Source organism: Sphingobium sp. RAC03 (assembly GCF_001713415.1).
Taxonomy (GTDB): Bacteria; Pseudomonadota; Alphaproteobacteria; order Sphingomonadales; family Sphingomonadaceae; genus Sphingobium.
Map to the genome: position 1 here is coordinate 1,583,396 of NZ_CP016456.1, position 23,221 is coordinate 1,606,616.

At 62.0% G+C, this 23,221-nt stretch carries 28 protein-coding genes, 1 tRNA gene and 1 riboswitch; of the genes, 15 read left to right on the forward strand and 14 right to left on the reverse strand.

Annotated features, from left to right (window positions below):
• Positions 1–16: 16 nt before the first annotated feature.
• Positions 17–298 carry a hypothetical protein gene (locus BSY17_RS12250; RefSeq protein WP_069065711.1) on the reverse strand — a complete coding sequence of 94 codons (282 nt, stop codon included), beginning with the start codon at positions 296–298 and terminating at the stop codon, positions 17–19.
• Positions 299–334: 36 nt separating this feature from the next.
• Positions 335–444, forward strand: a riboswitch (TPP riboswitch).
• A 45-nt stretch (positions 445–489) separates the two neighbouring features.
• On the opposite strand from BSY17_RS12250, the gene thiC reads away from it, so the two are divergent.
• Entirely contained in the window at positions 490–2,421 is a 1,932-nt protein-coding gene (thiC, locus tag BSY17_RS12255) for a phosphomethylpyrimidine synthase ThiC (RefSeq protein ID WP_069065712.1), read from the forward strand.
• A gap of 51 nt (positions 2,422–2,472) precedes the next feature.
• The gene (locus BSY17_RS21320; protein WP_141249499.1) at positions 2,473–2,829 is read left to right on the forward strand and encodes a hypothetical protein; all 357 of its coding nucleotides are present in this window, start codon (positions 2,473–2,475) and stop codon (positions 2,827–2,829) included.
• A gap of 47 nt (positions 2,830–2,876) precedes the next feature.
• Here BSY17_RS21320 and BSY17_RS12265 read toward each other — a convergent pair whose 3' ends face one another.
• The 6 genes from BSY17_RS12265 to BSY17_RS12290 all read right to left on the reverse strand — a co-directional run bounded on the left by BSY17_RS12265 (position 2,877) and on the right by BSY17_RS12290 (position 4,651).
• Positions 2,877–3,290 (reverse strand): DUF2442 domain-containing protein, encoded by a 414-nt coding sequence (locus BSY17_RS12265; RefSeq protein WP_069065714.1) that lies wholly within the window; start codon positions 3,288–3,290, stop codon positions 2,877–2,879.
• Positions 3,287–3,535 (reverse strand): DUF4160 domain-containing protein, encoded by a 249-nt coding sequence (locus tag BSY17_RS12270; protein WP_069065715.1) that lies wholly within the window; start codon positions 3,533–3,535, stop codon positions 3,287–3,289. The genes BSY17_RS12265 and BSY17_RS12270 overlap by 4 nt, the downstream gene beginning before the upstream one ends.
• 47 nt (positions 3,536–3,582) lie before the next feature.
• The gene (locus BSY17_RS12275; RefSeq protein ID WP_069065716.1) at positions 3,583–3,849 is read right to left on the reverse strand and encodes a type II toxin-antitoxin system RelE family toxin; all 267 of its coding nucleotides are present in this window, start codon (positions 3,847–3,849) and stop codon (positions 3,583–3,585) included.
• A complete protein-coding gene (gene relB / locus BSY17_RS12280; RefSeq protein WP_069065717.1) occupies positions 3,833–4,051 on the reverse strand; it encodes a type II toxin-antitoxin system RelB family antitoxin in 219 nt (72 codons plus the stop codon). The genes BSY17_RS12275 and relB overlap by 17 nt, the downstream gene beginning before the upstream one ends.
• Positions 4,052–4,121: 70 nt before the next feature.
• A complete protein-coding gene (locus BSY17_RS12285) occupies positions 4,122–4,409 on the reverse strand; it encodes a type II toxin-antitoxin system RelE/ParE family toxin (protein WP_069065718.1) in 288 nt (95 codons plus the stop codon).
• Positions 4,406–4,651 carry a type II toxin-antitoxin system ParD family antitoxin gene (locus BSY17_RS12290; RefSeq protein WP_083217199.1) on the reverse strand — a complete coding sequence of 82 codons (246 nt, stop codon included), beginning with the start codon at positions 4,649–4,651 and terminating at the stop codon, positions 4,406–4,408. Before BSY17_RS12290 ends, BSY17_RS12285 begins: the two co-directional genes overlap by 4 nt.
• A 94-nt stretch (positions 4,652–4,745) precedes the next feature.
• On the opposite strand from BSY17_RS12290, the gene BSY17_RS12295 reads away from it, so the two are divergent.
• Positions 4,746–4,973 (forward strand): AbrB/MazE/SpoVT family DNA-binding domain-containing protein, encoded by a 228-nt coding sequence (locus BSY17_RS12295; RefSeq protein ID WP_081912942.1) that lies wholly within the window; start codon positions 4,746–4,748, stop codon positions 4,971–4,973.
• 6 nt (positions 4,974–4,979) lie between these two features.
• Positions 4,980–5,387: a type II toxin-antitoxin system death-on-curing family toxin gene (locus tag BSY17_RS12300; protein WP_069065719.1), complete on the forward strand. Its 408-nt coding sequence runs from the start codon at positions 4,980–4,982 to the stop codon at positions 5,385–5,387.
• Between the two features lie 13 nt (positions 5,388–5,400).
• On the opposite strand, the gene BSY17_RS12305 is transcribed toward BSY17_RS12300, so the two are convergent.
• Positions 5,401–5,718, reverse strand: a complete 318-nt coding sequence (locus tag BSY17_RS12305; RefSeq protein WP_037476942.1) for a hypothetical protein — start codon at positions 5,716–5,718, stop codon at positions 5,401–5,403.
• Positions 5,719–5,969: 251 nt separating this feature from the next.
• Here BSY17_RS12305 and BSY17_RS12310 point away from each other — a divergent pair, with 251 nt between their 5' ends.
• Complete coding sequence (locus tag BSY17_RS12310; protein WP_069065720.1) at positions 5,970–7,820, forward strand: ABCB family ABC transporter ATP-binding protein/permease; 1,851 nt, start codon at positions 5,970–5,972, stop codon at positions 7,818–7,820.
• 114 nt (positions 7,821–7,934) lie between these two features.
• Here BSY17_RS12310 and BSY17_RS12315 read toward each other — a convergent pair whose 3' ends face one another.
• Positions 7,935–8,330, reverse strand: coding sequence for an acyl-CoA thioesterase (locus tag BSY17_RS12315; RefSeq protein ID WP_069065721.1), 396 nt, complete (start codon positions 8,328–8,330; stop codon positions 7,935–7,937).
• A gap of 299 nt (positions 8,331–8,629) precedes the next feature.
• On the reverse strand, positions 8,630–10,690 hold the full coding sequence (locus BSY17_RS12320; protein ID WP_069065722.1) for a S9 family peptidase: 2,061 nt from the start codon (positions 10,688–10,690) through the stop codon (positions 8,630–8,632).
• A 121-nt stretch (positions 10,691–10,811) separates the two neighbouring features.
• Here BSY17_RS12320 and BSY17_RS12325 point away from each other — a divergent pair, with 121 nt between their 5' ends.
• Positions 10,812–12,602: an aminopeptidase P family protein gene (locus BSY17_RS12325; RefSeq protein WP_069065723.1), complete on the forward strand. Its 1,791-nt coding sequence runs from the start codon at positions 10,812–10,814 to the stop codon at positions 12,600–12,602.
• Here the strand turns inward: BSY17_RS12325 and BSY17_RS22035 are convergent.
• Entirely contained in the window at positions 12,599–12,724 is a 126-nt protein-coding gene (locus BSY17_RS22035) for a hypothetical protein (protein WP_257785054.1), read from the reverse strand. The genes BSY17_RS12325 and BSY17_RS22035 overlap by 4 nt on opposite strands.
• 115 nt (positions 12,725–12,839) lie before the next feature.
• Here BSY17_RS22035 and BSY17_RS12330 point away from each other — a divergent pair.
• A tRNA-Thr gene (locus tag BSY17_RS12330) sits at positions 12,840–12,914 on the forward strand.
• 300 nt (positions 12,915–13,214) lie between these two features.
• Here BSY17_RS12330 and BSY17_RS12335 read toward each other — a convergent pair.
• The gene (locus BSY17_RS12335) at positions 13,215–14,045 is read right to left on the reverse strand and encodes a helix-turn-helix transcriptional regulator (protein WP_069065724.1); all 831 of its coding nucleotides are present in this window, start codon (positions 14,043–14,045) and stop codon (positions 13,215–13,217) included.
• Between the two features lie 98 nt (positions 14,046–14,143).
• Here BSY17_RS12335 and BSY17_RS12340 point away from each other — a divergent pair, with 98 nt between their 5' ends.
• The 4 genes from BSY17_RS12340 to BSY17_RS12355 all read left to right on the forward strand — a co-directional run bounded on the left by BSY17_RS12340 (position 14,144) and on the right by BSY17_RS12355 (position 17,979).
• On the forward strand, positions 14,144–15,052 hold the full coding sequence (locus tag BSY17_RS12340; protein ID WP_069065725.1) for an SDR family oxidoreductase: 909 nt from the start codon (positions 14,144–14,146) through the stop codon (positions 15,050–15,052).
• A 307-nt stretch (positions 15,053–15,359) separates the two neighbouring features.
• Positions 15,360–16,376 carry an AraC family transcriptional regulator gene (locus tag BSY17_RS12345; protein ID WP_237236538.1) on the forward strand — a complete coding sequence of 339 codons (1,017 nt, stop codon included), beginning with the start codon at positions 15,360–15,362 and terminating at the stop codon, positions 16,374–16,376.
• A gap of 102 nt (positions 16,377–16,478) precedes the next feature.
• Entirely contained in the window at positions 16,479–17,510 is a 1,032-nt protein-coding gene (locus tag BSY17_RS12350; RefSeq protein ID WP_069065726.1) for an SDR family oxidoreductase, read from the forward strand.
• A gap of 7 nt (positions 17,511–17,517) precedes the next feature.
• Positions 17,518–17,979, forward strand: a complete 462-nt coding sequence (locus BSY17_RS12355; protein WP_237236540.1) for a DUF2147 domain-containing protein — start codon at positions 17,518–17,520, stop codon at positions 17,977–17,979.
• Here the strand turns inward: BSY17_RS12355 and BSY17_RS12360 are convergent.
• On the reverse strand, positions 17,976–19,319 hold the full coding sequence (locus BSY17_RS12360) for a spinster family MFS transporter (protein WP_083217113.1): 1,344 nt from the start codon (positions 19,317–19,319) through the stop codon (positions 17,976–17,978). The two genes, BSY17_RS12355 and BSY17_RS12360, sit on opposite strands and share 4 nt — an antisense overlap.
• A gap of 85 nt (positions 19,320–19,404) precedes the next feature.
• Positions 19,405–19,686, reverse strand: a complete 282-nt coding sequence (locus tag BSY17_RS12365; protein WP_052027812.1) for a hypothetical protein — start codon at positions 19,684–19,686, stop codon at positions 19,405–19,407.
• A gap of 563 nt (positions 19,687–20,249) precedes the next feature.
• On the opposite strand from BSY17_RS12365, the gene BSY17_RS12370 reads away from it, so the two are divergent.
• The 4 genes from BSY17_RS12370 (at position 20,250) to BSY17_RS12385 (ending at position 23,171) form a co-directional block, all read left to right on the forward strand.
• A complete protein-coding gene (locus BSY17_RS12370; RefSeq protein WP_069065727.1) occupies positions 20,250–21,047 on the forward strand; it encodes a MipA/OmpV family protein in 798 nt (265 codons plus the stop codon).
• Between the two features lie 106 nt (positions 21,048–21,153).
• Positions 21,154–21,768 carry a class I SAM-dependent methyltransferase gene (locus tag BSY17_RS12375; RefSeq protein ID WP_069066944.1) on the forward strand — a complete coding sequence of 205 codons (615 nt, stop codon included), beginning with the start codon at positions 21,154–21,156 and terminating at the stop codon, positions 21,766–21,768.
• Entirely contained in the window at positions 21,765–22,586 is an 822-nt protein-coding gene (locus tag BSY17_RS12380; protein ID WP_069065728.1) for an MlaA family lipoprotein, read from the forward strand. The genes BSY17_RS12375 and BSY17_RS12380 overlap by 4 nt, the downstream gene beginning before the upstream one ends.
• A 114-nt stretch (positions 22,587–22,700) precedes the next feature.
• A complete protein-coding gene (locus BSY17_RS12385; RefSeq protein WP_069065729.1) occupies positions 22,701–23,171 on the forward strand; it encodes a (2Fe-2S)-binding protein in 471 nt (156 codons plus the stop codon).
• The last annotated feature ends 50 nt before the right edge of the window (positions 23,172–23,221 follow it).

A 23,221-nucleotide genomic window follows, 5' to 3' on the forward strand; every position in this document is an offset into this window, starting at 1 on the left:
GCGGGCCGTGCAGATTCTAGCGGGTGCCCAGCCGCCCGCGCCGATAGCGCCGCCGCAGCACCGCCCCTGCGATCAGCAACGGCGTCGCCACCAGCATCAGTGCCATGCCGATCAGGCTGGGCGACCAGCCCATGATGCTGTGCAGACCAAAGGCGGATGGCGCGAGCAGCAGCAGAAATCCGGCGGTCAGCAGCCACAGACCCCAGCGGCGCGGCCGCACCGCGACCATGCGATATTCATGCCGCCACGCCTTGCGGCCTTCCTTGGTGGAAAGATCGGGTGGGGGATGGTGAGACATAAGCGCTGGACTCATGCCGCGAACAGCTTACCCTGTCCAGCATCCCCGGGGGACCGTCCGCAGACGGTTGAGAGGCAGCTATGTGGCTGCGACCCGTTGAACCTGATCCGGCTAACACCGGCGTAGGGAGGGTCAGCGCGCTTTCACACCGCCCGCCATCCCTCTCTTTCGCCCATGAAGGAGAGATAAGAATGGCAGATGTTCCCGCCCGCACCGAAATCGGCGTCACCACTGGCCCCATCAGGGGATCGCGCAAAATTCATGTCGGCCCGCTGAAGGTCGCGATGCGCGAAATCACGCTGGAGCCGGGCAGCGGCGAGGCGCGGGTGCGCGTTTATGACACGTCGGGCCCCTATACCGACCCGGCGGCGCAGATCGACATTCGTGCGGGCCTGCCGACGCTGCGCCACGACTGGATCGTCGGGCGCGGCGATGTGGAGGCATATGACGCGCGTGAGGTACGGCCGGAGGATAATGGTCTCAAGGGGCCAGACAGGTCGGGCGGTGTCGCGCAATTCCCGCTCGGCACCCGCCGCCCCTTGCGCGCCAAGCCGGGCGCGAATGTCAGCCAGATGCACTATGCCCGTCGCGGCATCATCACGCCGGAAATGGAATATGTGGCGGAGCGCGAGAATCTCGGCCGGGCGCGGCTTTCCGAATATGTCCGCGACGGGCAGGATTGGGGCGCGGACATCCCCGATTATGTGACGCCCGAATTTGTCCGCGACGAAGTGGCGCGCGGCCGGGCGATCATCCCCAGCAACATCAACCATCCCGAATCCGAACCGATGGCGATCGGCCGCAATTTCCTGGTCAAGATCAACGCCAATATCGGCAACAGCGCGGTCGCATCCGACGTCGCCGCCGAAGTCGACAAGCTGGTGTGGTCGATCCGCTGGGGTGCGGACACGGTGATGGATCTGTCTACCGGCCGCAACATCCACGACACGCGCGAATGGATCATCCGCAATTCGCCCGTGCCGATCGGCACCGTGCCCATCTATCAGGCGCTCGAAAAGGTCGGCGGCGTCGCCGAGGATCTGACGTGGGAGATTTTCCGCGACACGCTGATCGAGCAAGCCGAACAGGGCGTCGATTATTTCACCATCCATGCGGGCGTGCGGCTGCCCTATATCCCCATGACCGCCAAGCGCGTCACCGGCATCGTGTCGCGCGGCGGCTCCATTATGGCGAAATGGTGCCTCGCCCATCATCGCGAAAGCTTCCTCTACGAGCGGTTCGACGAGATTAGCGAGATCATGAAGGCCTATGACATCGCCTATTCCCTGGGCGACGGCCTGCGCCCCGGTTCGATCGCCGACGCCAATGACGAAGCGCAATTTGCCGAACTCTATACGCTGGGCGAACTGACCAAGCGCGCCTGGGAACAGGATGTGCAGGTGATGATCGAGGGGCCGGGGCATGTGCCCATGCACAAGATCAAGCAGAATATGGAAAAGCAGCTCGAAGCCTGCGGCGAAGCGCCCTTCTATACGTTGGGGCCGCTCACCACCGATATCGCGCCGGGCTATGACCATATCACCAGCGGGATCGGCGCGGCCATGATCGGCTGGTACGGCACGGCGATGCTCTGCTATGTCACGCCCAAGGAGCATCTGGGCCTGCCCGACCGCGATGACGTGAAGGTCGGCGTGGTGACCTACAAGCTCGCCGCCCACGCCGCCGACCTCGCCAAGGGGCATCCGGCCGCGAAAGTGCGCGACGATGCGCTGAGCCGGGCGCGGTTCGAGTTCCGTTGGAGGGACCAGTTCAACCTGTCCCTGGACCCCGACACGGCGGAGCAATATCACGACCAGACCCTCCCCGCGGAAGGCGCGAAAAGCGCCCATTTCTGCTCGATGTGCGGCCCCAAATTCTGCTCGATGAAGATCACGCAGGAGGTCCGCGATTTCGCCGCGAAGCAGAATCAAGAGGCTGATGCGTTCATCGCCGCCAATCCTCCCCGTTCCGGGGAGGGGGACCGTTCGGCGCAGCCGAATGGTGGAGGGGGTACGCCCCTGGACCCCGCCTCCGCCGAACAGGGCATGGCGGAAATGAGCAGAGTGTTCAGGGAAACGGGGAGTGAATTGTATATGGGCGCTGGGGATAGGGAGCGGGATTGAGGGATACGGGATTGAGCGATAGAAGCTGATCTTGTGTTAGGGAGATAGGCTGTGAGCTGGCTCGATAAATTGCGAAGGCGATTGACGGGCCAGCGCCCTCCCGGTCCGAGTTACAAGCCTATGCCGCCTCATCCGGCAAACGTGCCCGGCTCTTTCTATGTCGAAAATGGGTGTTGTTTGTTTTGCGGCGTCTGGGAAGATGTTGCGAGTGATATGATGAGCTGGTTAGGGGATGACCCCGGCCATTGTTATATCTCTCGCCAACCTCAGACAGACGAAGAATTTGGCCGGATGGTTGAAGCAATGCAGATAAATGAAGTCGATTGTATCCGTGTCCGCCATTGCAAGAGTGCGTGGAAGGACGAACTCATTCGGCAAGGTTTGGTCGATCAAATTGATCCAGAATGAAAATATTTGGCGGCTGTAGCGAACTGGCGGACTGCAAATGCATAATATCACCCCACCTTCTTCGGCCGCCCACCCTTCGCCCCATTAGCCCTTGCCGCCGCTGCCTTGGCGGGCGATGTCACGCTGCCCGCGCGCCGCGCCAGTTCGCGCATCCAGGCCTTGGTGCCGAACGATCCGGCCATCAGCGCCGGGACGGAAAGGTCCACGTCCAGCGCTTCCCAATGCAGGCCAAAGCCCGCGCCCGCAATCTCCACCTCTGCCAGTTGATCGGGCGTGGCCGCTTCCAAACCCTGCGCCAGGCCGGGCGGAAAGGCGAAGGTTGCGCCACTGGCGAGGTCGACGATGATGCGCCCCGCCTTGCGGTCATAGCGCGCGGCCAGCGCGCGCGGTTCGTTGGCCAGCGCGTCCCGGCCCCGCGCCTCTGCCGCGTCGATCTGCGCATCGGACCAGTGACCCGTCATTCCTCATCTCCATGTATCGAGCGCCAGTGCGTCATGAACGCCGCCTGCCGCTCCAGCACCACATCCATCGCCCGCCTGCGATCCGCCGCTTTCATGCCGATCGCATATATGAGTTGGGGTAGCGCGCCATCCGGCGACAGCGCGACCTTCAACTCGCCATTGCCCAGCACATGGACATGCGGCGGCTCATGATCGTGCGTGTAGATGACAAAGCGCATGCCATGCGCACGATAGATCGTAACCATGGCGATAAATAACCTATCTGTTGGGTTATTTCAAGCGAGCAACGAGTTCACCGATACACCTTTCGCCGATGCGCCACGCGCACGATGATAATCACCACCCGCTCATCCTTGATCTGCGCCACCACGCGATAATCGCCGACCCGCCAGCGCCAATAGCCTGCATGGTCGCCGGTCAGCGCGCTGCCCAGCGTACGCGGATCGTCCAGCGTGGCGATCCGTTCCTCCAATGTCGTAATGATCCGCCGGGCCACGCTACGGTCGAGTTTCTTCAACTCCTTTACCGCATCGGGCAGGAACTCAATCGTCCAGGCCAAGATCGCGCTTCACATCGGCAAGTGGAATGGCGTCGCCCGCGCGAAAACCCTTCATCCGTTCCTCGGCGAGATAAAAATCTTCCAGATCATCCAGATGCGCCTCGATTGCTTCGCGCGCATAAAATGTCTTGGTCCGCCCCGTCCGCGCTGCCAGCGCATCAAGGCGGCTCTCCAATTCAGGCGTCAGGCGCACGGCAAGCATATCAGCCTCCAAGGGTTGCTATACATATATAGCACTTGCGCCAAACACGCAATTGCACGCTACACGCCCGTCAAAAGTGCCGCGCCGGGTCCATCGCCTTGTGCAGCACGCGGACTATCGAAATATTCTTCCCGTCGAAGCGATAGAAAAGGCGATGTTCGCGAACCGGCAGGCTGCGAATCCGATCGCCAAGATCGGGTCGTGCCATGCCCAGTTCGGGATGTTCGCGAAGCCGGTCGAGTGCCGTGTCGATGGCAAGCAGATAGGTTTCGCCTGCCACTTCGCCATGCCCAGCGACGCTATAGTCGAGTATGTCGTCCAAGTCGCGCCGGGCCTTCGCCCTGATACGCAGTATCATCCCGCGTTTGATTGGGCGGCCCGCCGGGCGCGACCGTCAGCGATGATGTCGGCGATGGTCGCGTCGGTTTCCGGCGACGCTAGCCCTTCTTCGATCGCGGCACGCAGAGCGCGGCGCTTCTCCTCCGCCTCCTGCTCGCGCCGAACCAGGTCGCGGACATAATCGCTGCTGCTGCTGTAGCGGCCTTCGGCGACGCGGGCCTCTATCCAGCTTTTGAGGCCATCGGGGAGGGAGATGTTCATCTGTGCCATGGCCATAATGCCTACAATATTGCGCTATTCTTGACAAGAAGCGTGGCCGTTGCACCCTCGCCGCTATCTATGTTATAACGAGCGTATGAACATGCCCCTCAAAATCACCAAGATCGGCAACAGCGCCGGAGTCATCCTGCCCAAGGAATTGCTGGCGCAACTGCGCGTCGGGCCTGGGGATATGCTCTATGTTACCGAATCCCCCGATGGCGTGCGCCTGACCGCGGCCAATCCCGACTTTGAATCGAAGATGGACCTGGCCGAACAGATCATGCGCGAGGATCGCGACATATTGCGCGTGTTGGCGAAGTAAGCGGACATGGTGGAAAGCGGCGAACAGCGCCGCGAGCCGGTGTGGATCGAAAAGCCCGTCGCGCTCGCTATCCATGACCGCCAACTGGCCGAACATGGCGGCGGCACCGGTGTCCGCGATGACGGATTGCTGGAATCGGCGCTGGCACGTCCGCTCAACCAGTGGACCTATGGTGAGGAGGATCACTGCCAACTGGCCGCTGCCTATGCTTTCGGCGTCGTGCGCAACCATCCCTTCGTCGATGGCAACAAGCGCACCGGCTGGGTGCTGGCGCGCCTGTTTCTGGCGCTCAACGGCGTTGCCCTAAGTTTCGACGCGAGCGACGCGACCCGCACCATGCTGGACTTCGCCGCCGGGAATCTGGGCGAAGCGGACCTGGCCGACTGGTTCCGCCAGCACCTCGCCCCCGCCTGACCGCGCCGTTCCGTTACCCCCGCTCGCGCGCCTTGATCTTGCGCACGTCGGCCAGCTGCCCCATCAGTATCGCCAGTGCGTCGCGTTCCGGCTGGGGCAGGTCCGTCGTGTCGAAATGGCGGATCAATATTTCGAGCGCGTCGCCGATGCGGCCGATCTGGCGGCCATAACTGCCGACCTCGTCCAGCACCGTGCGTTCGATGTCGGGCCGCGCCGTCTGCCCCAGGGTGATGTTGACGAGGCCGATCTGCCCGCCATTCTGCGTCCAATAGAGAGGATTGATCGCCTGCCACAATTTTTCGGGTGCCAGCGCCATGGTGAAGGGTTGCATCGGGCCGTCCTTCGCTCGTTCGAGACGAACCGAAAGCTGCCATGGCAGACCCGCCTGCGCAAGCGCGCTGTCCTACCGGCCGCAACGCTGCTATGCTCTCGCCCAGGCTTTGCGATAGGATCAATGCGGCGCAACATAGTATCGCAATGTGCGGGAAAAGTGCGAAGCTAAGGCCGCGACGCCGCCTGTCCTTCGGCCCGCACCCCCCTTGCCACTGGACCGCCCGGCCATAAGCCCTACATAGCCCTCTTATGCCTCCCGAAACGCCCGAAACCGCTCCCTTGCCGCCCGTCTGGGCGACCTTCCGCCGCTTCCTGCCCTATTTGTGGCCGGCCGACGCGCCCGCGCTGCGCCGCCGCGTCGCCATCGCGATGCTGCTGGTGCTGCTCGCCAAGCTCATCAGCATCGCCATGCCCTTTGCCTATAAGGGCGTGATCGACCGGATGGCACCGGGCATGGAACCGGCGGTGGGTCTCGCCATCGCGCTGGTGCTGGTCTATGCCGGTGCGCGGTTCAGCGCGGTGCTGTTCGACAATCTGCGCAATGCCGTGTTCGAGAAGGTAGGGCAGGAGGCCAGCCGTCGCCTCGCCGATGACGTGTTCGTCCATCTCCACCGCCTGTCGCTGCGCTTCCACCTCGACCGGCGCACGGGTGCGGTCACCAAGATCGTCGAGCGCGGGACCAAGAGCATCGACACGATGCTCTATTTCCTGCTGTTCAACATTGCCCCCACCATCATCGAGCTGGTCGCGGTCTGCGCCATCTTCCTGTTCAAGTTCGGCTGGGGCCTGGTCGCTGCGACGCTCGTCATGGTGGTCGCCTATATCTGGTTCACCCGCACCGTGACCGAATGGCGCAACCAGCTGCGCCGCGACATGGTGGACATGGACACCAGCGCCGTCGCCCATGCGGTCGACAGCCTGCTCAATTTCGAAACGGTCAAATATTTCGGCGCGGAACAGCGGGAGGCCGACCGCTATAGTGGGGCGATGCGCCGCTATGCCAAGGCGGCGATCAAGAGCGAGAACAGCCTTGCCTGGCTCAATGTCGGCCAGTCGCTGATCACCAACCTGATGATGGCGGGCGCGATGGCCTATAGCGTGTGGGGCTGGAGCGTCGGCCAGTTCACCACCGGCGACGTCGTGCTGGTCAATACGCTGCTCGCCCAGCTGTTCCGGCCGCTCGACCTGCTCGGCATGGTCTATCGCACCATCCGCCAAGGGCTGATCGACATGGAGGCGATGTATCAACTGATCGACACCCAGGCCGAGGTCGCCGATGCGCCGGACGCGACGGTGCTACGGGCGCCGGGCGGCGCGGTGCGGTTCGATCATGTCCGCTTCGGCTATGACCCGGAGCGGGAGATTTTGCATGACGTGAGTTTCGAAGTGCCCGCCGGGCATACGCTGGCGATCGTCGGGCCTTCGGGCGCGGGCAAGTCCACCATCGCGCGCATCCTGTTCCGCTTCTACGATATCCAGTCGGGCCAGGTGACGATCGACGGGCAGGATATCGCCAAGGTGACCCAGGCCTCGCTGCGTGCCGCGATCGGCATCGTGCCGCAGGACATGGTGCTGTTCAACGACACGGTCGGCTATAATATCGGCTATGGTCGCGAAGGCGCGTCGCAGGACGAGATCGAAGCAGCGGCCAAGGCCGCGTCGATCCACGACTTCATCCTCAGCCTGCCCAAAGGCTATGACACGCGCGTCGGCGAACGCGGCCTCAAGCTGTCGGGCGGGGAAAAGCAGCGCGTGGCAATTGCGCGGACATTACTCAAAGACCCGCCCTTGCTGGTGCTGGACGAAGCCACCAGCGCGCTCGACAGCCGCACGGAAACCGAAATCCAGACCGTGCTGCGCGACATCAGCCGCAAGCGCACGACGCTGGTGGTGGCGCATCGCCTGTCCACCGTGGTCGATGCCGAAGAGATTATCGTGCTGGACCAGGGCCGCATCGTCGAACGCGGCCGCCACGCCGATCTGGTGCGCGCCGATGGCCTTTACGCTTTGATGTGGAACCGGCAGGCGAGCGAGCGGGAAGCGCTGCCGGGTGAGGGGGGCGTTGGCGATGTGTTCGAGGTGGTGGTGCCATCCTCCTGACCTATTCTCCGGCGCAAGCCGGAGTCCAGAGGCCCCAGGCGCGGTGCCGCGTCGCCCTGGACCCCGGCCTCCGCCGGGGAACGGTCTACCTCTCGTCGTTACCGCGTCATGGCCTCAATCGACGAAGTTCGCCGCCACCTCCGGCGGCACGCGCAGGATGCGGCCGGTGGCCTTGTCGATGATCGCCCAGGTGGATTTGGCCGCGACCTTCACCTTGCCGTCGGTGCCGGTAAATTCCATCATCCGGTCGAAGCGCGCCCCGCGCGGTGCCTCCGCTATCCAGGTGCGCGCAGTGACGCTGTCGCCCGCCGTCACATTGCCGCGATAGTCGATCTCATGCCGGGTCACGACCCAGATATAGGCGTCGACATGCGCCGGATCGGCATCGCGGTTCCAATGCTCAACCGATACCCGCTCCATCCACTGGACCCAGACCGCATTGTTCACATGGCCAAGGATGTCGATGTCGTCCGGGGTGGCGGTGATCTGGCAGATGTAGGATGATGGCATGATCTAGGCTCCGAGGTTCAAAGCCCCTCCCCTTCAGGGGAGGGGTTGGGGTGGGGGCATCAATTGGGGCTGGCGTATGGGGCATGCCCCCCCCACCCAGGCCCTCCTTTGAAGGCAGAGCTATCGCATATGGAACCCAACCTATCCAAAGTCGTCACCCTGAACTTGTTTCAGGGTCCATTTCTCCCCACGAGCCGCGGTATCTGGGGCACGATGGATGCTGAAACAAGTTCAGCATGACGAAGTAAAATTCAGGGCTGTCCATATGCGATTCCCCTGCCTCTAAGGGGGGAGGGGCGTTAGGATGTCACCCCCAATTGCCACAGCAGAAACGCAAATTCCTCCGCCGTTTCGTGCAAGCTCTCGAACCGGCCCGACTTGCCGCCATGGCCCGCGCCCATATTGGTCTTGAGCAGCAGGATATTGTCGTCGGTCTTGTTGGCGCGCAGCCTGGCCACCCATTTGGCCGGTTCCCAATAGGTGACGCGCGGATCGTTGAGGCCCGCCGTCACCATCAAGGGCGGGTAAGCCTGCGCGGTGACATTACTGTAAGGATCATAGCCCAGGATCGTCTCGAACGCGGCCTTGTCCGCGATCGGATTGCCCCATTCGGGCCATTCGCCCGGCGTCAGCGGCAGCGTCTCGTCCAGCATCGTATTGAGCACATCGACAAAGGGCACATGCGCCACCACTGCGCCCCACAGGTCGGGATCGCTATTGATCACCGCGCCCATCAGCTCGCCGCCCGCCGATCCGCCCGAAATGCCGATCTTGCCTGCCGCCGTATAGCCGAGGTCGATCAGCCCCTTTGCCACGTCCACGAAATCGGTGAAGGTGTTGGTCCGCTTGTCGAGCTTGCCGTCCAGATACCATTGCTGGCCGAGATCATCGCCGCCGCGAATATGCGCGAGCGCGAACACCATGCCGCGATCCAGCAGCGACAGCCGCCCGGTCGAAAAGCCAGGCTCCATCGCCAGTCCATAGGCGCCATAGCCATACAGATGCAGCGGCGCGCTGCCGTCGCGGGGCAGGTCTTTGGGATAGACGATCGACACCGGGATCGCGGTGCCATCGCGCGCCGGGATCATCAGCCGTTCGGTCGTATAGCGGCTGGCATCATAGCCCGACGGGATGGCCTGCACCTTCAACTCTTCGAGCCGTCCGTCACCCAGATGATAATCATAGATGGTGTCGGGCGTGACCATCGATTCATAACCGATGCGCAGCTTCGTCACATCATATTCGGGATTATCGTCCAGCCCCGCGCAATAGCTGGCTTCGGGGAAAGGGATGCGCTTTGGCGTGTGGGTGGCGTAATCGCGCAATTCGATCTGGTCGAGCCCGTCCTGCCGTCCTTCGGTGACGTAGAAACGCTGGAACAGGGTGAAGTCGGTCAGGTAGAAATGATCGTCGGGCGCGATCACCTGCGTCCATTGGTCGGGCGCGTCGAGCGACGCCGTCACCAACCGGAAATTGGGGTGGGCATCGTTGGTGCGGATATACAGGCGGCCCTCATGCTCATCGACATCATATTCGCGACCGGCTTGGCGCGGCGCGACCAGGATCGGGTCGGCCAGCGGATTGTCGGCGGGGATCAGCCAGGCTTCGGTCGTCACATGGTCGCCGGTGGCGATGACGATCCATTTTTCGGACGAGGTCAGGCCGACCGACACGCGGAAGCCTTCATCATCCTCATGGAAAAGTTCGACGTCGCTCGCGACGCTCTGGCCCAGCCAGTGGAGCCGCGTATTGTCCGTGCGCCAATTGTCGTTGGCGATGCCGTAGAGCAGCCCCTTGCTGTCGCTGGTCCACACCAGCGATGACAGCGTGTCGGGGATGATTTCGGGCAGGATTTCGCCGCTGATCAGATCCTTGATCCGCGCCTCGAACCGTTCGGAGCCGTTGGTGTCGATCGCATAAGCGAGATAACGGCCATCGGGGCTGACCGACATCGCGCCCAGCCGGAAATAATCATGCCCCTGCGCCAGCGCGGTTTCGTCCAGGATCAACTGATCCGGCCCGCCCGCCACAGGCTTGCGATACCATTTGCGATATTGCGCACCGATTTCGAAGGCGCGCCAATAGATATAGTCGCCGTCTTTCTGCGGCACTGACTGGTCGTCTTCCTTGATCCGCCCCTTCATCTCGGCGAACAATGTGTCGGTCAGCGCCTTGTGCGGGGCCATCGCCGCTTCGAAATAGCGGTTTTCTTCCGCCAGATAGTCCAGCACTTGTTTGTCCGTTACCTCCGGGTAGCCGGGGTCGCGCAGCCAGGCATAATCATCGGTCAGGGTGATGCCATGATGGGTGAAGCTGTGCGGACGGCGGGCGGCAACGGGCGGCTGGGAAAGATCGGTCATTCAGTGTCCATATATGATCGGGTCGGTTTGATCGGGTTGGCGGCGCTGGCATAAGCGCCTTTGCCTGCTTATGTTGTCGCCTTTGCGGCCTGCGCAAGGGCCGATAGACAAGGAAGCATGAATGTCCACCTATGAAGACCGGCTGAAGGCGCTGCGCGCGCAGTTGGTGCGCGTGTCGCTCGACGGCTTCGTCGTGCCGCTGACCGATGAACATATGAGCGAATATGTCGGCGCCTATGCGCAGCGGCTTGCCTGGCTGACGGGGTTTCAGGGGTCGGCGGGCAGCGCGGTGGTGCTGCCGGAGCAGGCGGCGATCTTCACTGACGGCCGCTATACCTTGCAGGTGCGCGAGCAGGTGGACGGGGCGCATTGGGCCTATGAAAGCGTGCCGCAGACCTCGATCGCCGACTGGCTGGGCGTTCATGCCCCCAGCGGCGGCCGGATCGGCTATGACCCCTGGCTGCACACCAGCGCCTGGGTGAAGGCGGCGAGCGCCGCGTTGGCGAAGAAGGGCGCGACCTTGGTCGCGGTCGACACCAACCCGATCGACGCGGTCTGGCCCGATCGCCCCGCGCCCAGCGCCGCGCGGCTGGTGGTGCATGAAGATCGCTTTGCCGGGCGCAGCGCCGCCGACAAGCGACAGGCGATCGCCGACTGGCTGGTGGAGACCGGCGCGGATGCCGCCGTCCTGTCCGCGCTCGATTCGATCGCCTGGGCCTTCAACATCCGGGGCAAGGATGTTGATCGCACGCCCGTCGCGCTCGCCTATGCGATCATCCATGCCGATGCGACTGCCGACCTCTATGTCGCGCCCGAAAAGATGGACGAAGCCGTCACCCAGCATCTGGGCAATGCAGTGCGGGTCAGCGACGGTGTGAACTTCGCCGCCGCGCTGCAGGATTTTGCCGGAAAGACGGTGGTCGCCGACCCCGAACGGGCGGTGGCGGCGATCTTCGACGCGCTGGAACAGGGCGGCGCGACCGTGCTGCCGCTGCGCGACCCGGCCGTGCTGCCCAAGGCGATCAAGAATGCGGTCGAGATTGCCGGGCATAAGGCCGCGCAGGCGCGCGATGGCGCGGCGCTCAGCCGCTTCCTCCATTGGGTGTCGGTCGAAGCGCCCAAGGGCGGCCTCACCGAAATGTCCGCCGCCGACCGGCTGGAAGCCTTCCGCAAGGAGACCGGCCTGCTCGAAGACTTATCGTTCGACACGATCAGCGGTGCCGGGCCGAATGGCGCGGTGGTCCATTACCGGGTCGAGGACAAGACCAACCGCCCGATCGAGACAGGCACGCTCTATCTGGTCGATTCGGGCGGCCAATATCGCGACGGCACCACCGACGTCACCCGCACGCTGGCGATCGGCACGCCGACCCGCGAGATGCAGGAACGGTTTACGCTGGTGTTGAAGGGCCATGTCGCGCTGGCGAGGGCCGTGTTCCCGGTGGGAACGCGCGGCGGCCAGCTCGACATATTGGCGCGGCAATATCTGTGGGCACAGGGGCTGGATTACGCCCATGGCACGGGCCATGGCGTCGGCAGCTTCCTGTCGGTACATGAAGGACCGCAGCGGATCGCAACCTTCGGCGGCGGCGACGAGCCGTTGCAAGCGGGCATGATCCTGTCCAACGAGCCGGGCTATTACAAGACCGGTGCATATGGCATCCGCATCGAAAATCTGGTGCTGGTCGAGGAACGCGCGGTGCCGGGGGCGGAAAAGCCGATGCTGGGGTTTGAAACGCTGACCTTCGCGCCGATCGACCGGGCGCTGATCGCTACCGACATGCTGAGCGCAGAAGAGCAGGCATGGATCGATAGCTATCATGCCGAGGTGCTGGACGTGGTCGGGCCGCAACTGGAGGGTGATGCGCTGGCATGGCTCAAGGCCGCCTGCGCGCCGCTGCCGCGCGGCTAATCCTTGGCGGGATCGGGCGCGGGGGCGGGTGGCGTCTCCCGCGCCTGCGCCTTGCGACGGCGCAGATTGTCGCGCAACGCCTGCGCCAGTCGCGCCTTTTTGTCATCCTGTGTCTCGGCCATGCCGACGCCCTAAGCAAATTGCATCATCCGCCGCAACCCGCCTTGACAAGGGCAGCGCACGCAGCCATAGGCCCGGCTCCCAGCGCGACGAGCGCTTGCGGATGAGAAACAGAGTGCTGCTGTAGCTCAGTGGTAGAGCGCGTCATTGGTAATGACGAGGTCGGGAGTTCAATCCTCCCCAGCAGCACCATTTTTATCCACTAAATTCCATCGATTGGTCGGTGTGTTTCGCTTGGCCATTGGGCATGGCCGTCAAGCAGCCGGATCGCGGCGTCAAGCCGCTGTCCACAACAGTTGCACAACGATCCAATGCGACCATGGCGCTTTCTGGCACGCGACCCTTGCGCCAACGGCGACCGGCACATTCGGAGGATCAGGCAAGCGTGACGGACGAACAGACTACCGCCGCAGCATGGTTTCAGGGCAGGTCGGGAGATAGTCACGAAAACCGAACCGACAGGGGATGCTCCCGATTCAGCGCCCCTACAATTTAGCCTGTCGCCTGAGCCATGAGCGCTTCAACACGGCGGGCGGATTCGCGCGACGCGGGATTATAGACGAGCATACCCAGGTCCGGGCGACCATCGACGGCGAAAACCGAAAATTCCAATTCGATCAGACCATGTTCGGGATGGCGCAAACGTTTGAGCCCGTCGGCACGGCCTATGACGTCATTCTCGCGCCACAGCGCTGAAAATTCCGGGCTGGCGCTCGACAATTCATCGACCAGCTGCTTGATTTCGACCCCTGCTCCGGCGCGCGCGGCGTCGGCGCGAAAAGCGCCCACGACATAGCGCGCGACATTTAACCAGTCCGCCTGCGCCGCCCGCGTGCGAGGATTGGTGAAGATGAGGCGCAGTACGTTGCGTTCTTCGCGCGGGAGCTTGGCATAGTCGGTCAGCAGCGTCGCCGCCGCCCTGTTCCAGGCGACGACATCCCAGGTCGCCGTCTTGATGATGGCGGGGCTCAGCGGCAGCGCATCAAGCACGCGCTGAAGCCGCGGCGTGACATCGTCGCAGGCGGCATAGCGCGCCACTGGTGCGCGCCCAAGGCCGAGGATGAACAGATGCTCGCGTTCCGGTTCGGTGAGCATAAGCCCGGCGGCAAGGCGGTTGAGCACATCGGCAGACGGTGCGCCACCGCGTCCTTGCTCAAGCCAGGTGTACCAGGTGGGTGATATGTTGGCGCGCTGCGCCACTTCCTCGCGCCGCAGTCCAGGCGTCCGCCGTCGTCCACCGCCAAAGCCGAACGCAGCCGGGTCCATTCTCGACCGGCGGTCGCGCAGGAATGTGCCGAGGGGATTGCCGCTCTGGTCAGGCATAGCCATCCTGTTATAATTTATACCCTGATAAGGTCACTACTTTAACAGGATGGATGGTGGCGGAATAGCGGCAGTCGAACAATAATGGAGACGCTGCCATGCGTATTTTTCTGACCGGCGCGACCGGATTTGTCGGTTCGCTTATCCTCACAGAACTGCAATCGGCAGGGCATCAGGTGCTGGGCCTGACTCGGTCCGAGAGCGGCGCGCGCAAACTGGCCGCAGCCGGGGCGGACGTGCATCGTGGTACGATCGAAGACCTGGACAGCCTGCGCGCAGCAGCCGATCGCGTCGATGCCGTGATCCATACCGCCTTTGACCATGATTTTACGACTTATGCCGCCAATTGTGAGAAGGATCGCGCGGCGATCCTGGCCATGGGTTCGGTTCTGCGCGGCTCTCAGCGGCCGTTGGTCATCACGTCCGCTACTGGAATGGGGGATGTCGGCGAAGGCCGGCCCGCCGTCGAGCATATTTTCAACGCCGATTACCCCATTCCGCGCGTTGCCAGCGAACTGGCCGGCCATGCCCTGTTGCAATCGGGCGTGGACGTTCGCGTCGTGCGGCTTCCCCAAGTGCATGACACCGTCAAACAGGGGCTGATCACCCCCTATGTCGAACATGCGCGCAAGGCGGGATCGGTTGGCTATCTCGGCGAAGGGAACGACTGTTGGTCGGCGGCGCATGTCACCGATGTCGCAAGGCTGTATGTGCGGGTTCTTGAAGCGGGCAGAATGGGTGCCCGCTACCATGCGGTTGCGGAGGAAGGGGTGATGTTCCGGCATATCGCCGAGGCAGTTGCGGTGGGGCTTGACCTGCCGCCGGTGTCGCTTTCTGCCGCCGAAGCAGAGGCGCATTTCGGGTGGTTGTCGATATTCATCGGGCTCGACAAGTCGGCTTCGAGCGACTGGACCCGTGAGCAACTGGGGTGGGAGCCGATCGGCCCGACGCTGCTCAGCGACCTCAGGGCGATGGACTACGCCGTTTCCGAACAGGGGGCGGCATGATGGGCGATCCACCGTTGGAGCTGCCGCGTCTGACCCGGCAATAGTCAAACAGTATCTGTTGCTGTGGTTTCGGCTCCGGTTGTTGATATTTTCGGTGATTAGATATATAAATCACAGATAGACTATATTAATTAACCACTTCTGATTTTTATAGAACAGGTATATTATATGATTTTGTAAAATTACATTGAATTTAATATGAAATTAAATTTATAATACGCGTGTTAATTTGAAATACTGTCAACCAGACCAGAATTTTAGATGTTTCTGACTTGATGCGGCCCCGTCAAGCTACAGGGATCATAGGATGACCAGAATGCCGGATACCGCGAAAATCTTGCCTTTTCCTCCAAATGCGGCGAAATCGGCCGTAGCGGCACCTCATCCAGAAGCGCCATCTATCGGCACCGCCACGGCTGCGGCCGCCCCGCTGCTCGCAGCGGTGAACGAATTTATCGACGCCAAGGGCGGCGGCCAGGGGCATTTTCAGACGTCTATGGATGGCGTCCATATCATGCGCGCCTTTCAGGACATCATGCCGATCCGCCGGATGTACCGGCCATCGCTTTGCGTTGTCCTGCAAGGTACCAAGGAAATCCTCTTTGGCGAAACCGCGCTTCGCTATGCGCAGATGGAATGTCTGGTCGTCAGCATTGAATTGCCCGCAACAGGATGGATGGTCGGCGCGACCGAGGATGACCCGTTCGTCGGCGTCAATATCGAGCTTGACGTCGCCATGCTGCGGGAGGTGATGCAGCAACTCGCCGCACCGCCACGGCCCGATGGTGCGTCTAGCGCATGCGTCTTCGTGGGCAAGGTCGATATGATGCTGAGCGAGTGCGTGCTGCGCTTCGTCAGACTGGCGCAGACGCCCGAAGCCGCCGCCGTTCTATACCCCTCGACCATGCGGGAGCTATGCTATTTGCTGCTGACGGGTGCCTATGGCAGCGAACTGGCGACGCTGGCGCTGCCCGAAACCCATACCGAGCGGGTCGCCAGGGCGATCTACCTGCTACGTCAGAATTTCAACCAGACATTGCGGGTCGAACAATTGGCGGACGCCGCGCGGATGAGCCTCTCGTCCTTCCATCAGCATTTCAAGACGATGACGTCGATGACGCCCGTGCAGTTTCAGAAGCAATTGCGCCTGTTGGAAGCAAGACGCCTGATGGTCAGCGACGCGATCAATGTATCGGAAGCGGCCTATCAAGTGGGATATGAGAGCGCCTCGCAATTCAGTCGGGAATATGCCCGGACATTTGGCGTCGCGCCCAAGCGCGACGTGCTGAATTACAAGGCGTTGCTGGCCGCCGGATCACGCTAGGATCAGGCAAGTTTTCCCTTCTATCCGGCATGGAGCTTTGCGGTCTGTCCCCTATCCTGCTTTTCAAGATGCCGACATCGGCCCTTTTGAAAGGCAGGCTCCATGACAGGTTGGACAGCGTCCGACATCCCTCCGCAGCAAGGCCGGGTGGCTGTCGTCACCGGTACGGGTGGCCTGGGATATGAAACAGCATATGCACTGGTAAAGGCCGGTGCAGAGGTAATTCTCGCGGGACGCGATCTGGCCAAGGGCGCGGCTGCGATCGAACGGATCGCCAGTCATGTGCCGGACGCAGCGATCCGCTTCGAACGGCTGGATCTGGCAAGCCTTGCATCGATTGCGGACTTTGGCCGTCGACTTGCGCGTGAAAGGGATAGTCTGGACCTGCTCGTCAACAATGCCGGCGTCATGGTTCCGCCTCGGCATATGGTGACGGTCGACGGCTTTGAATTGCAGATGGGCACCAACTATTTTGGCCACTTCGCCCTGACCGGACATCTTATGCCGTTGTTGCGAAAGGGCCAGGCGACACGCATCATCTCCGTATCGAGCGTCGCGGCACGTGGCGGCGCGATCGACTTCGATAATTTGCAGGGACAGCAGACATATAGGCCCATGGTGGCCTACAGCCAGTCCAAGCTGGCCTGCCTGATGTTTGCGCTGGAGTTGCAGCACCGCAGTTGGACTCATGGCTGGAACGTGACCAGCATTGCCGCCCACCCCGGCGTATCTCGCACCGGTTTGTTGCACAATGGACCTGGACGTTGGAGTGTGCCTGGCCTCGCCCGATCGGTCTTGCCGTTCCTGTTTCAACCCGCCGCGCAAGGCGCTCTACCTTTGTTGTTCGCGGCAACATCCCCACAAGCCAAGGGTGGTGCCTATTATGGTCCGAACAGGATGGGGGAAACACGCGGGCAGCCCGCTTTGGCCAAAGTGCCGCCCCAGGCCTTGGACGAGGCATCGGTCGCTCATCTGTGGGACATATCCGAGGCGCTGACGTCCGTCAGCTATGAGCCTGAAGCGGTGGACGATGTCGGCCTCTTATCGCTGGCGGAGAACAGCCCAGGGTCCGTTGCCAGGTCGCGCCATATTCCCCCTATCCCTATGGTACAGGAAAACGACAATGTTCAATAGGTTCGGAATGCCCTTGGTCACAGTCTTTGCCGCGCAAATGGTGGCCATGTCGCCCGTTTTCTCACAGGTCGCCCAACCCGCAGCGATCAAGGGGTTGTGGCAAGCGGAAGATGGCAGCATGAAGATCGATATGTTCGACGCGGGCGGCGGCAATTATGCGGGACGGCTGATCTATGGCCGCCGCGCTGTCGAAGCAGATGGCAAGACATTCAAACGCGACGTCCGCAACCCCGATGCCAAATTGAGGGCACGGTCGCTTGAGGGGATCACGATCCTGAACAATCTTAAATGGAATGCCGGCAATCGGCGTTTCGAGGGCGGCACATTATATGACGGCACGTCGGGCCGGACCTATTCCGCCCGCGTCACGATCATCGGCGAGAAGATGGAATTGCGCGGCTATATGGGGTCGCCTTTGCTGGGGCGCACGATCACCTTCAATCGGGCGGCACGCGATGCTGTCCGCTAACCACGCCGATGCTCTGGAACGACTGATGCCTGAAACCAGTCATGACTGCGGCGATTTGCGATCAGATAGGCTGTCGCCGTCAACACTGTGGCGACTGGCACGACCAACAGGCCCAGCCCCAGGCCATTTGCGACATGCGCGGCGCTCGCGGCGTCGCTGATGACGCCTACCAATAATGGGCCGATGGCAGGTCCGACCAGGCTGGAACCGATCATGCCAAGGCTGGATGCCATGGCTTCGCGGCCTCGGCCAGCCACCAGATGCGCGCTGCCAAAGGCGTAAGGCAGCGTGAAAGCAAAGGCGAACATGGCCGGCAGGAGCAGGACGATGCACAGCCAGCCGACCGGGACGAACAATGCCATCGTCGTGGTAACCGCCGCGATGATGAAGAGGATGGCCGGTGCAGCGAGCATGGCACTGGATTTATGGCGGGCGACGCGGTCGAAGCCGCGTCCGCCCAGCAGCGTTCCGGCAACACCCGATATGCCCTGAAGCACGCCGAAGGCCAGCCCGGCCTCGCTGGCGCTATAGCCATGGGTGCGGATCAGGAACGGCGTTGCAAAAGCATAGAAGGGGGTGGCCGCAAAGCCAAGCGTCACAGCACCGACGACCAGCCAGCGAAACGGCGGGGACGCCAGCAATTGCATGCTTGCCCCGACAAAGGACTGCGTGTCCGCCCCTCTTTGGGGTCGTCGCGGCGGTGTCGGGCCGATGGCCAGCAGCGCGAAAATGCCGATCAGGCATCCCATCATGCCGGCGCCCATGAGCGCGGCGCGCCAGCCGAACATATCGTTGATCGCCCCACCAAGGCCGAAGCCAGCCATCGTCCCGATCGGCATGCCCAGGGAAAAGACGCCGATCGCGACGCCACGATGCATCGGGCTTACCTTGCGGGCGATCAGGGCATGGCCGGATGGCACAGCCCCGGCTTCGCCGATCGCTACCCCAAAGCGCGTCATGGCGAGGAGCATGAAGCTTGCAGCCAGACCGCCCATTGCCGTCATGACGCTCCAGACGAGGGTGCATAGCACCAATATCGCGCGCGGTGACCCGCGATCCGACAGATAGGCAAAGGGCAAGGATAACAGGGCATAGCAGACGGCAAATGCGACGCCGGTCAACAAGCCGACCTGGGTGTCGCTCAACGATAGATCCGCCTTGATGGACTCCAGCAGGATGAAAGGGAGGACGCGATCGATCTGCGCAAAGGCACTGATCAGAAACAGCGACACAAGCAGCAGGAAGCGACGACGGTTCGACGGATAGCCGCTCCCGCTTTCCGTCTCTTGCGCGATCGAGTTCGGCTTCGCCATGATCGGGGAGGGGCTATCGAAGGCCATCTCTATTGCGCTGATGGTCTATCATGCGCACGCACTTCTTTGCGCCTTCTATCGGTGCAAGCCGCTCCTTCCGGCACATCTTCGATCATGAAAATAAATGCCCCATGCCGATCATCATCTTCGGTCCCCAATTGAGCGCGGTGAAGCGCCAGGTCGCCAACAGGATGAAGCTGCTGGCGAGCAGCAATATAGCGGTCGTTGCCATGCTGGCCATCGCACCGCGGTCATGGCGACACGACCGGATGAACAGTTCCGCAACCAACAGGTTCGGCAGGTAGAAGAAAAACGCCATTATCGTGTCGAACCAACCGGTAAAACCGTCAATAGCAATGCCCCCGGTCAATGCGAACCAGACGCCATATTCCATGCGGTAAAGTCATGATCCGACCGTCAGTGCGAACAGCCTGATCGCCTAGGCGCGATGATCCCCGTAGCGGCCTGACCGGGCGCGACTATAAATCATGGCCGCGCGCAACCCTCCGAAAGACGCGGTCTTTCAAATGCTGCAACCATAGGATCGGGCAACCGACCCATTTCCGACATAGTTTCGCGCGTGACCATAACTCTCGTGCATTGGCGGATATCGACTACCTCCTTGGGGATGTCATCCGTCAGGACGAGCCGCCGCAATTCTCTGGGCAGTGCCACCGAGTGGGCTGCCAGGTTGCACGAATAGGCAATTTTATTGCGGTTTCCGGCATTCCGATGCCCCGCAGGTCGATCTAGAGATTGGGCCAGTGGTCGACATGACCAGAAAGAACAGGGGTTGGGATGCATCCCGCCTCTCAAAAGCCAACGGATGCTGCCGTCTCCCCCTCCCCCCTCGATGCGGCATCCGGGGCCACCGAAGGTCAGTCCTGCAAAAGCAGGATGTCTTCGGTGGCCACCCCAGACTTCGGTCAAAACCCAACTTTTCGCCAAGGATAGTCGATGATGCGCTATATTCCACCGATCCTGTTTCTTGGCACCATGGCTCTCGCCGTTCCGACAGCGTCGGCCCAAGTGGTGCCGACCGACGGCTCGCCCCATGGCATGGTCGCCGTCGGTGCTGGCATCGTGCCTGAATTTGACGGTGCGCAGGATATGCGCGCAGTGCCATTCGTGCTGGGAGATGTGCGCTGGGGCGACGTCACGATGGAGTTTCGCGGGCTGCGTGCCCGTGTCGATCTGGCATCCGATCCGCGCCTTTCGGCGGGACCACTGATCGGTCTCCGGCTGGGGCGGAACGACGCCGACGGCGCGGTTGGCTGGTTGCCGGAAATAGACATGGCGGTCGAAGCGGGCGCATTCGTCGGCTATCGGTTCGGCGGCGATCGCTATGGCCAGGGTTCGATCCAGGTCGAACTGTCGCTCGCGCATGATGTGTCCAATACCCACAACGGGCTGATCGCGACGGCCAGTGCCAGCTATGCCGCCGTTCGCACCACCGATTTCTTCCTCTCGGTGGACGCACAATCCAGTTGGACCAATGCGGACTATGCGCGCACCTATTTCGGCGTCGATCGCGCTGGTGCGACGGCCAGCGGGCTTGACCTGTATCGGCCCGGGGCGGGCTTCCGTGACATTGGCGGGGGCATGTCCGCAGGCTATTGGTTCAGCCTGCGGTTCGGCGTGATGGCCCGCGCGGGTGCCAACTATCTTGTGGGCGATATTGCCGATAGCCCGATCACCGATGAGGGACGTCGCCTGCAGCCCATGGCCGCCCTCGCACTATCCTATCGGTTCTGAGGCGCACCATGCCCGATCCCGTCGGAGCGCTGCTGATCGCACACGCGCAATGCCGTTTCGCCTGGCTATGGCTCAGCGCGAAACTTTGTGGGCGGGGGACATTGCCTTGACCAGCCGTACCGCCGAAGCCTGCCATTTCTTTCGCGCCTGGCTGGCGGAGCCGTTACGGGTCGCGGCGGTGGCCCCTTCCGGTCGTGCCCTGTCCGCGCTGATGCTATCTGAAATATCGCCTGCAGCAGGACCGATCATCGAACTTGGTCCCGGAACCGGAGCCTTTACCCGCGCCCTGGTCGCCAAGGGCGTTGCCCAGGAAAAGCTGGCCTTGATCGAATATGGGGCCGATTTCGTCGCAAAACTCTCCGTGGACTTCCCCCATGCGAAGACGCTGAGGATGGATGCTACCCGGCTGCGGAATGTGGCGTTGTTCGACGGTGCTCCGGCCGGAGTGGTCATCAGCGGCCTGCCTTTGCTGTCGATGACCGTCAGACAGATTTTCGCCATCATGGACGGTGCGTTCGCCCATCTGCATGGGGATGGCGTCTTTTATCAGTTCACTTACGGCTTGCGCTGTTCGGTCCCGCGCCCGGTACTCGACCGCCTGGGTCTGAAGGCCACATTTGTCGGCCATACGTTCGCCAATCTACCCCCTGCATCCGTGTATCGCATCTGCCGCCGTCGGTCGCGCCACCCACACCGCTTTGTCGAAGGGACGGAGGCATGACCATCTCCGCCCTGATCCTGGCTTTGCCGTTCGTCGGCATGCCGTCGGAGAATGCTTTGATCGCGGGTCATGAACAAGGCTACCGGCCCCCGGAAGCCGTCGTACAGACCCTGTCGATCGAGCCTGAGGTGGCGACCGAGACAGAACCGCCCGAAGACGGCGCCATTGTCGTGACCGGGCGTGGGCAATCCGAGCGCATCGATCCATTGCGCGCGTTGAATGCGGAAAGTTTCGCGATCGTCCAATCTGTCGATGGCGCGGTCACGCGGCCTGTCGCGTTGGCCTATCAACGCACAGTGCCTGCGCCGGTTCGCAGCGGTCTGCGCAACTTTCTGGGCAATCTTCAAGAGCCGGTCGTTTTTCTCAACTATCTTCTGCAGCTCAAGGTCGGCAAAAGTGTCGAGACATTGGGGCGTTTTTCGATCAATTCGACGATCGGCGCCGCCGGGCTTTTCGACATCGCCAAACGCCGCCCCTTCAATCTTCCGCATCGCAATAATGGCTTTGCCTATACCCTGGGCTTTTATGGCGTAAAGTCGGGACCATATATGTATTTGCCGCTGATGGGACCGACCACGCTTCGCGACCTTGCGGGTCGCCTGATTGATCTTTCGGTGCTGCCCTTCGCGGTAGGGCAGCCCTTGAACGACCCGGCATTCGTCATTCCAACGACGGTCCTCCGTCTGGTGGACGAACGGGCCGAATCGGATGAGGCCACGCGGAAACTGCTGGACGGAGCCGACGATCCTTATTCGACCATCAGAACCGAATATCTGCGTTTGCGGCAGGCGGAAATCAATGCGCTACGCGGCAGATAGCGGGCGACACGCCAAATGGAGGATCAGGCATGTTTTGCGTAGCTATCGGCCTTCTGCGGTCTAATCGATCATCCTACTCTCTTCCCATGATCCGGGTTTCAAAGGCTTAGCGCGATGCCATACTCCCTTTCGGTCAACGGCCAGGTCCATGATGTGGAGGATGACGGCCAGACTCCGCTTCTGTGGGTTCTGCGCGATACGCTCAAGCTGACAGGCACCAAATATGGCTGCGGCATTGCGCAATGCGGTGCCTGTACGGTGCATGTCGATGGCCAACCTATGCGATCCTGCACCCTGCCGCTGGAGGCTGTGGCCTCAGCACAGATCGTGACGATCGAAGCGGTGGAAGGCGTCGAGGCGCGGGCGATACAGGATGCCTGGGTCGCCCGCGACGTGCCGCAATGTGGTTTTTGTCAATCCGGTCAGATCATGAGCGCGATCGCGATGTTGCGTGCCATCCCTGCTCCCACCGATGGCGATATCGACATCGCGATGAGCGGCAATCTTTGCCGTTGCGCGACCTATAATCGCATTCGTGCCGCGATTCACGATGCTGCGGCGGCTGTCGGGGCGAGCAAGTCGTGACGCGCCGGCGGACATCGCGATGGCGGTTGGGCTGTGTTGGGCTATTGGCG

What these genes read in the sequence shown, in the direction of transcription:
- BSY17_RS12250 (WP_069065711.1), bottom strand. Translation starts at nt 298, where the DNA reads ATGTCTCACCATCCCCCACCCGATCTTTCCACCAAGGAAGGCCGCAAG.
- thiC (WP_069065712.1), top strand. Translation starts at nt 490, where the DNA reads ATGGCAGATGTTCCCGCCCGCACCGAAATCGGCGTCACCACTGGCCCC.
- BSY17_RS12265 (WP_069065714.1), bottom strand. Translation starts at nt 3,290, where the DNA reads ATGACGGGTCACTGGTCCGATGCGCAGATCGACGCGGCAGAGGCGCGG.
- BSY17_RS12270 (WP_069065715.1), bottom strand. Translation starts at nt 3,535, where the DNA reads ATGGTTACGATCTATCGTGCGCATGGCATGCGCTTTGTCATCTACACG.
- relB (WP_069065717.1), bottom strand. Translation starts at nt 4,051, where the DNA reads ATGCTTGCCGTGCGCCTGACGCCTGAATTGGAGAGCCGCCTTGATGCG.
- BSY17_RS12285 (WP_069065718.1), bottom strand. Translation starts at nt 4,409, where the DNA reads ATGATACTGCGTATCAGGGCGAAGGCCCGGCGCGACTTGGACGACATA.
- BSY17_RS12290 (WP_083217199.1), bottom strand. Translation starts at nt 4,651, where the DNA reads ATGAACATCTCCCTCCCCGATGGCCTCAAAAGCTGGATAGAGGCCCGC.
- BSY17_RS12295 (WP_081912942.1), top strand. Translation starts at nt 4,746, where the DNA reads ATGAACATGCCCCTCAAAATCACCAAGATCGGCAACAGCGCCGGAGTC.
- BSY17_RS12300 (WP_069065719.1), top strand. Translation starts at nt 4,980, where the DNA reads ATGGTGGAAAGCGGCGAACAGCGCCGCGAGCCGGTGTGGATCGAAAAG.
- BSY17_RS12305 (WP_037476942.1), bottom strand. Translation starts at nt 5,718, where the DNA reads ATGCAACCCTTCACCATGGCGCTGGCACCCGAAAAATTGTGGCAGGCG.
- BSY17_RS12310 (WP_069065720.1), top strand. Translation starts at nt 5,970, where the DNA reads ATGCCTCCCGAAACGCCCGAAACCGCTCCCTTGCCGCCCGTCTGGGCG.
- BSY17_RS12315 (WP_069065721.1), bottom strand. Translation starts at nt 8,330, where the DNA reads ATGCCATCATCCTACATCTGCCAGATCACCGCCACCCCGGACGACATC.
- BSY17_RS12320 (WP_069065722.1), bottom strand. Translation starts at nt 10,690, where the DNA reads ATGACCGATCTTTCCCAGCCGCCCGTTGCCGCCCGCCGTCCGCACAGC.
- BSY17_RS12325 (WP_069065723.1), top strand. Translation starts at nt 10,812, where the DNA reads ATGTCCACCTATGAAGACCGGCTGAAGGCGCTGCGCGCGCAGTTGGTG.
- BSY17_RS22035 (WP_257785054.1), bottom strand. Translation starts at nt 12,724, where the DNA reads ATGGCCGAGACACAGGATGACAAAAAGGCGCGACTGGCGCAGGCGTTG.
- BSY17_RS12335 (WP_069065724.1), bottom strand. Translation starts at nt 14,045, where the DNA reads ATGCCTGACCAGAGCGGCAATCCCCTCGGCACATTCCTGCGCGACCGC.
- BSY17_RS12340 (WP_069065725.1), top strand. Translation starts at nt 14,144, where the DNA reads ATGCGTATTTTTCTGACCGGCGCGACCGGATTTGTCGGTTCGCTTATC.
- BSY17_RS12345 (WP_237236538.1), top strand. Translation starts at nt 15,360, where the DNA reads ATGACCAGAATGCCGGATACCGCGAAAATCTTGCCTTTTCCTCCAAAT.
- BSY17_RS12350 (WP_069065726.1), top strand. Translation starts at nt 16,479, where the DNA reads ATGACAGGTTGGACAGCGTCCGACATCCCTCCGCAGCAAGGCCGGGTG.
- BSY17_RS12355 (WP_237236540.1), top strand. Translation starts at nt 17,518, where the DNA reads ATGCCCTTGGTCACAGTCTTTGCCGCGCAAATGGTGGCCATGTCGCCC.
- BSY17_RS12360 (WP_083217113.1), bottom strand. Translation starts at nt 19,319, where the DNA reads ATGGCCTTCGATAGCCCCTCCCCGATCATGGCGAAGCCGAACTCGATC.
- BSY17_RS12365 (WP_052027812.1), bottom strand. Translation starts at nt 19,686, where the DNA reads ATGGAATATGGCGTCTGGTTCGCATTGACCGGGGGCATTGCTATTGAC.
- BSY17_RS12370 (WP_069065727.1), top strand. Translation starts at nt 20,250, where the DNA reads ATGATGCGCTATATTCCACCGATCCTGTTTCTTGGCACCATGGCTCTC.
- BSY17_RS12380 (WP_069065728.1), top strand. Translation starts at nt 21,765, where the DNA reads ATGACCATCTCCGCCCTGATCCTGGCTTTGCCGTTCGTCGGCATGCCG.
- BSY17_RS12385 (WP_069065729.1), top strand. Translation starts at nt 22,701, where the DNA reads ATGCCATACTCCCTTTCGGTCAACGGCCAGGTCCATGATGTGGAGGAT.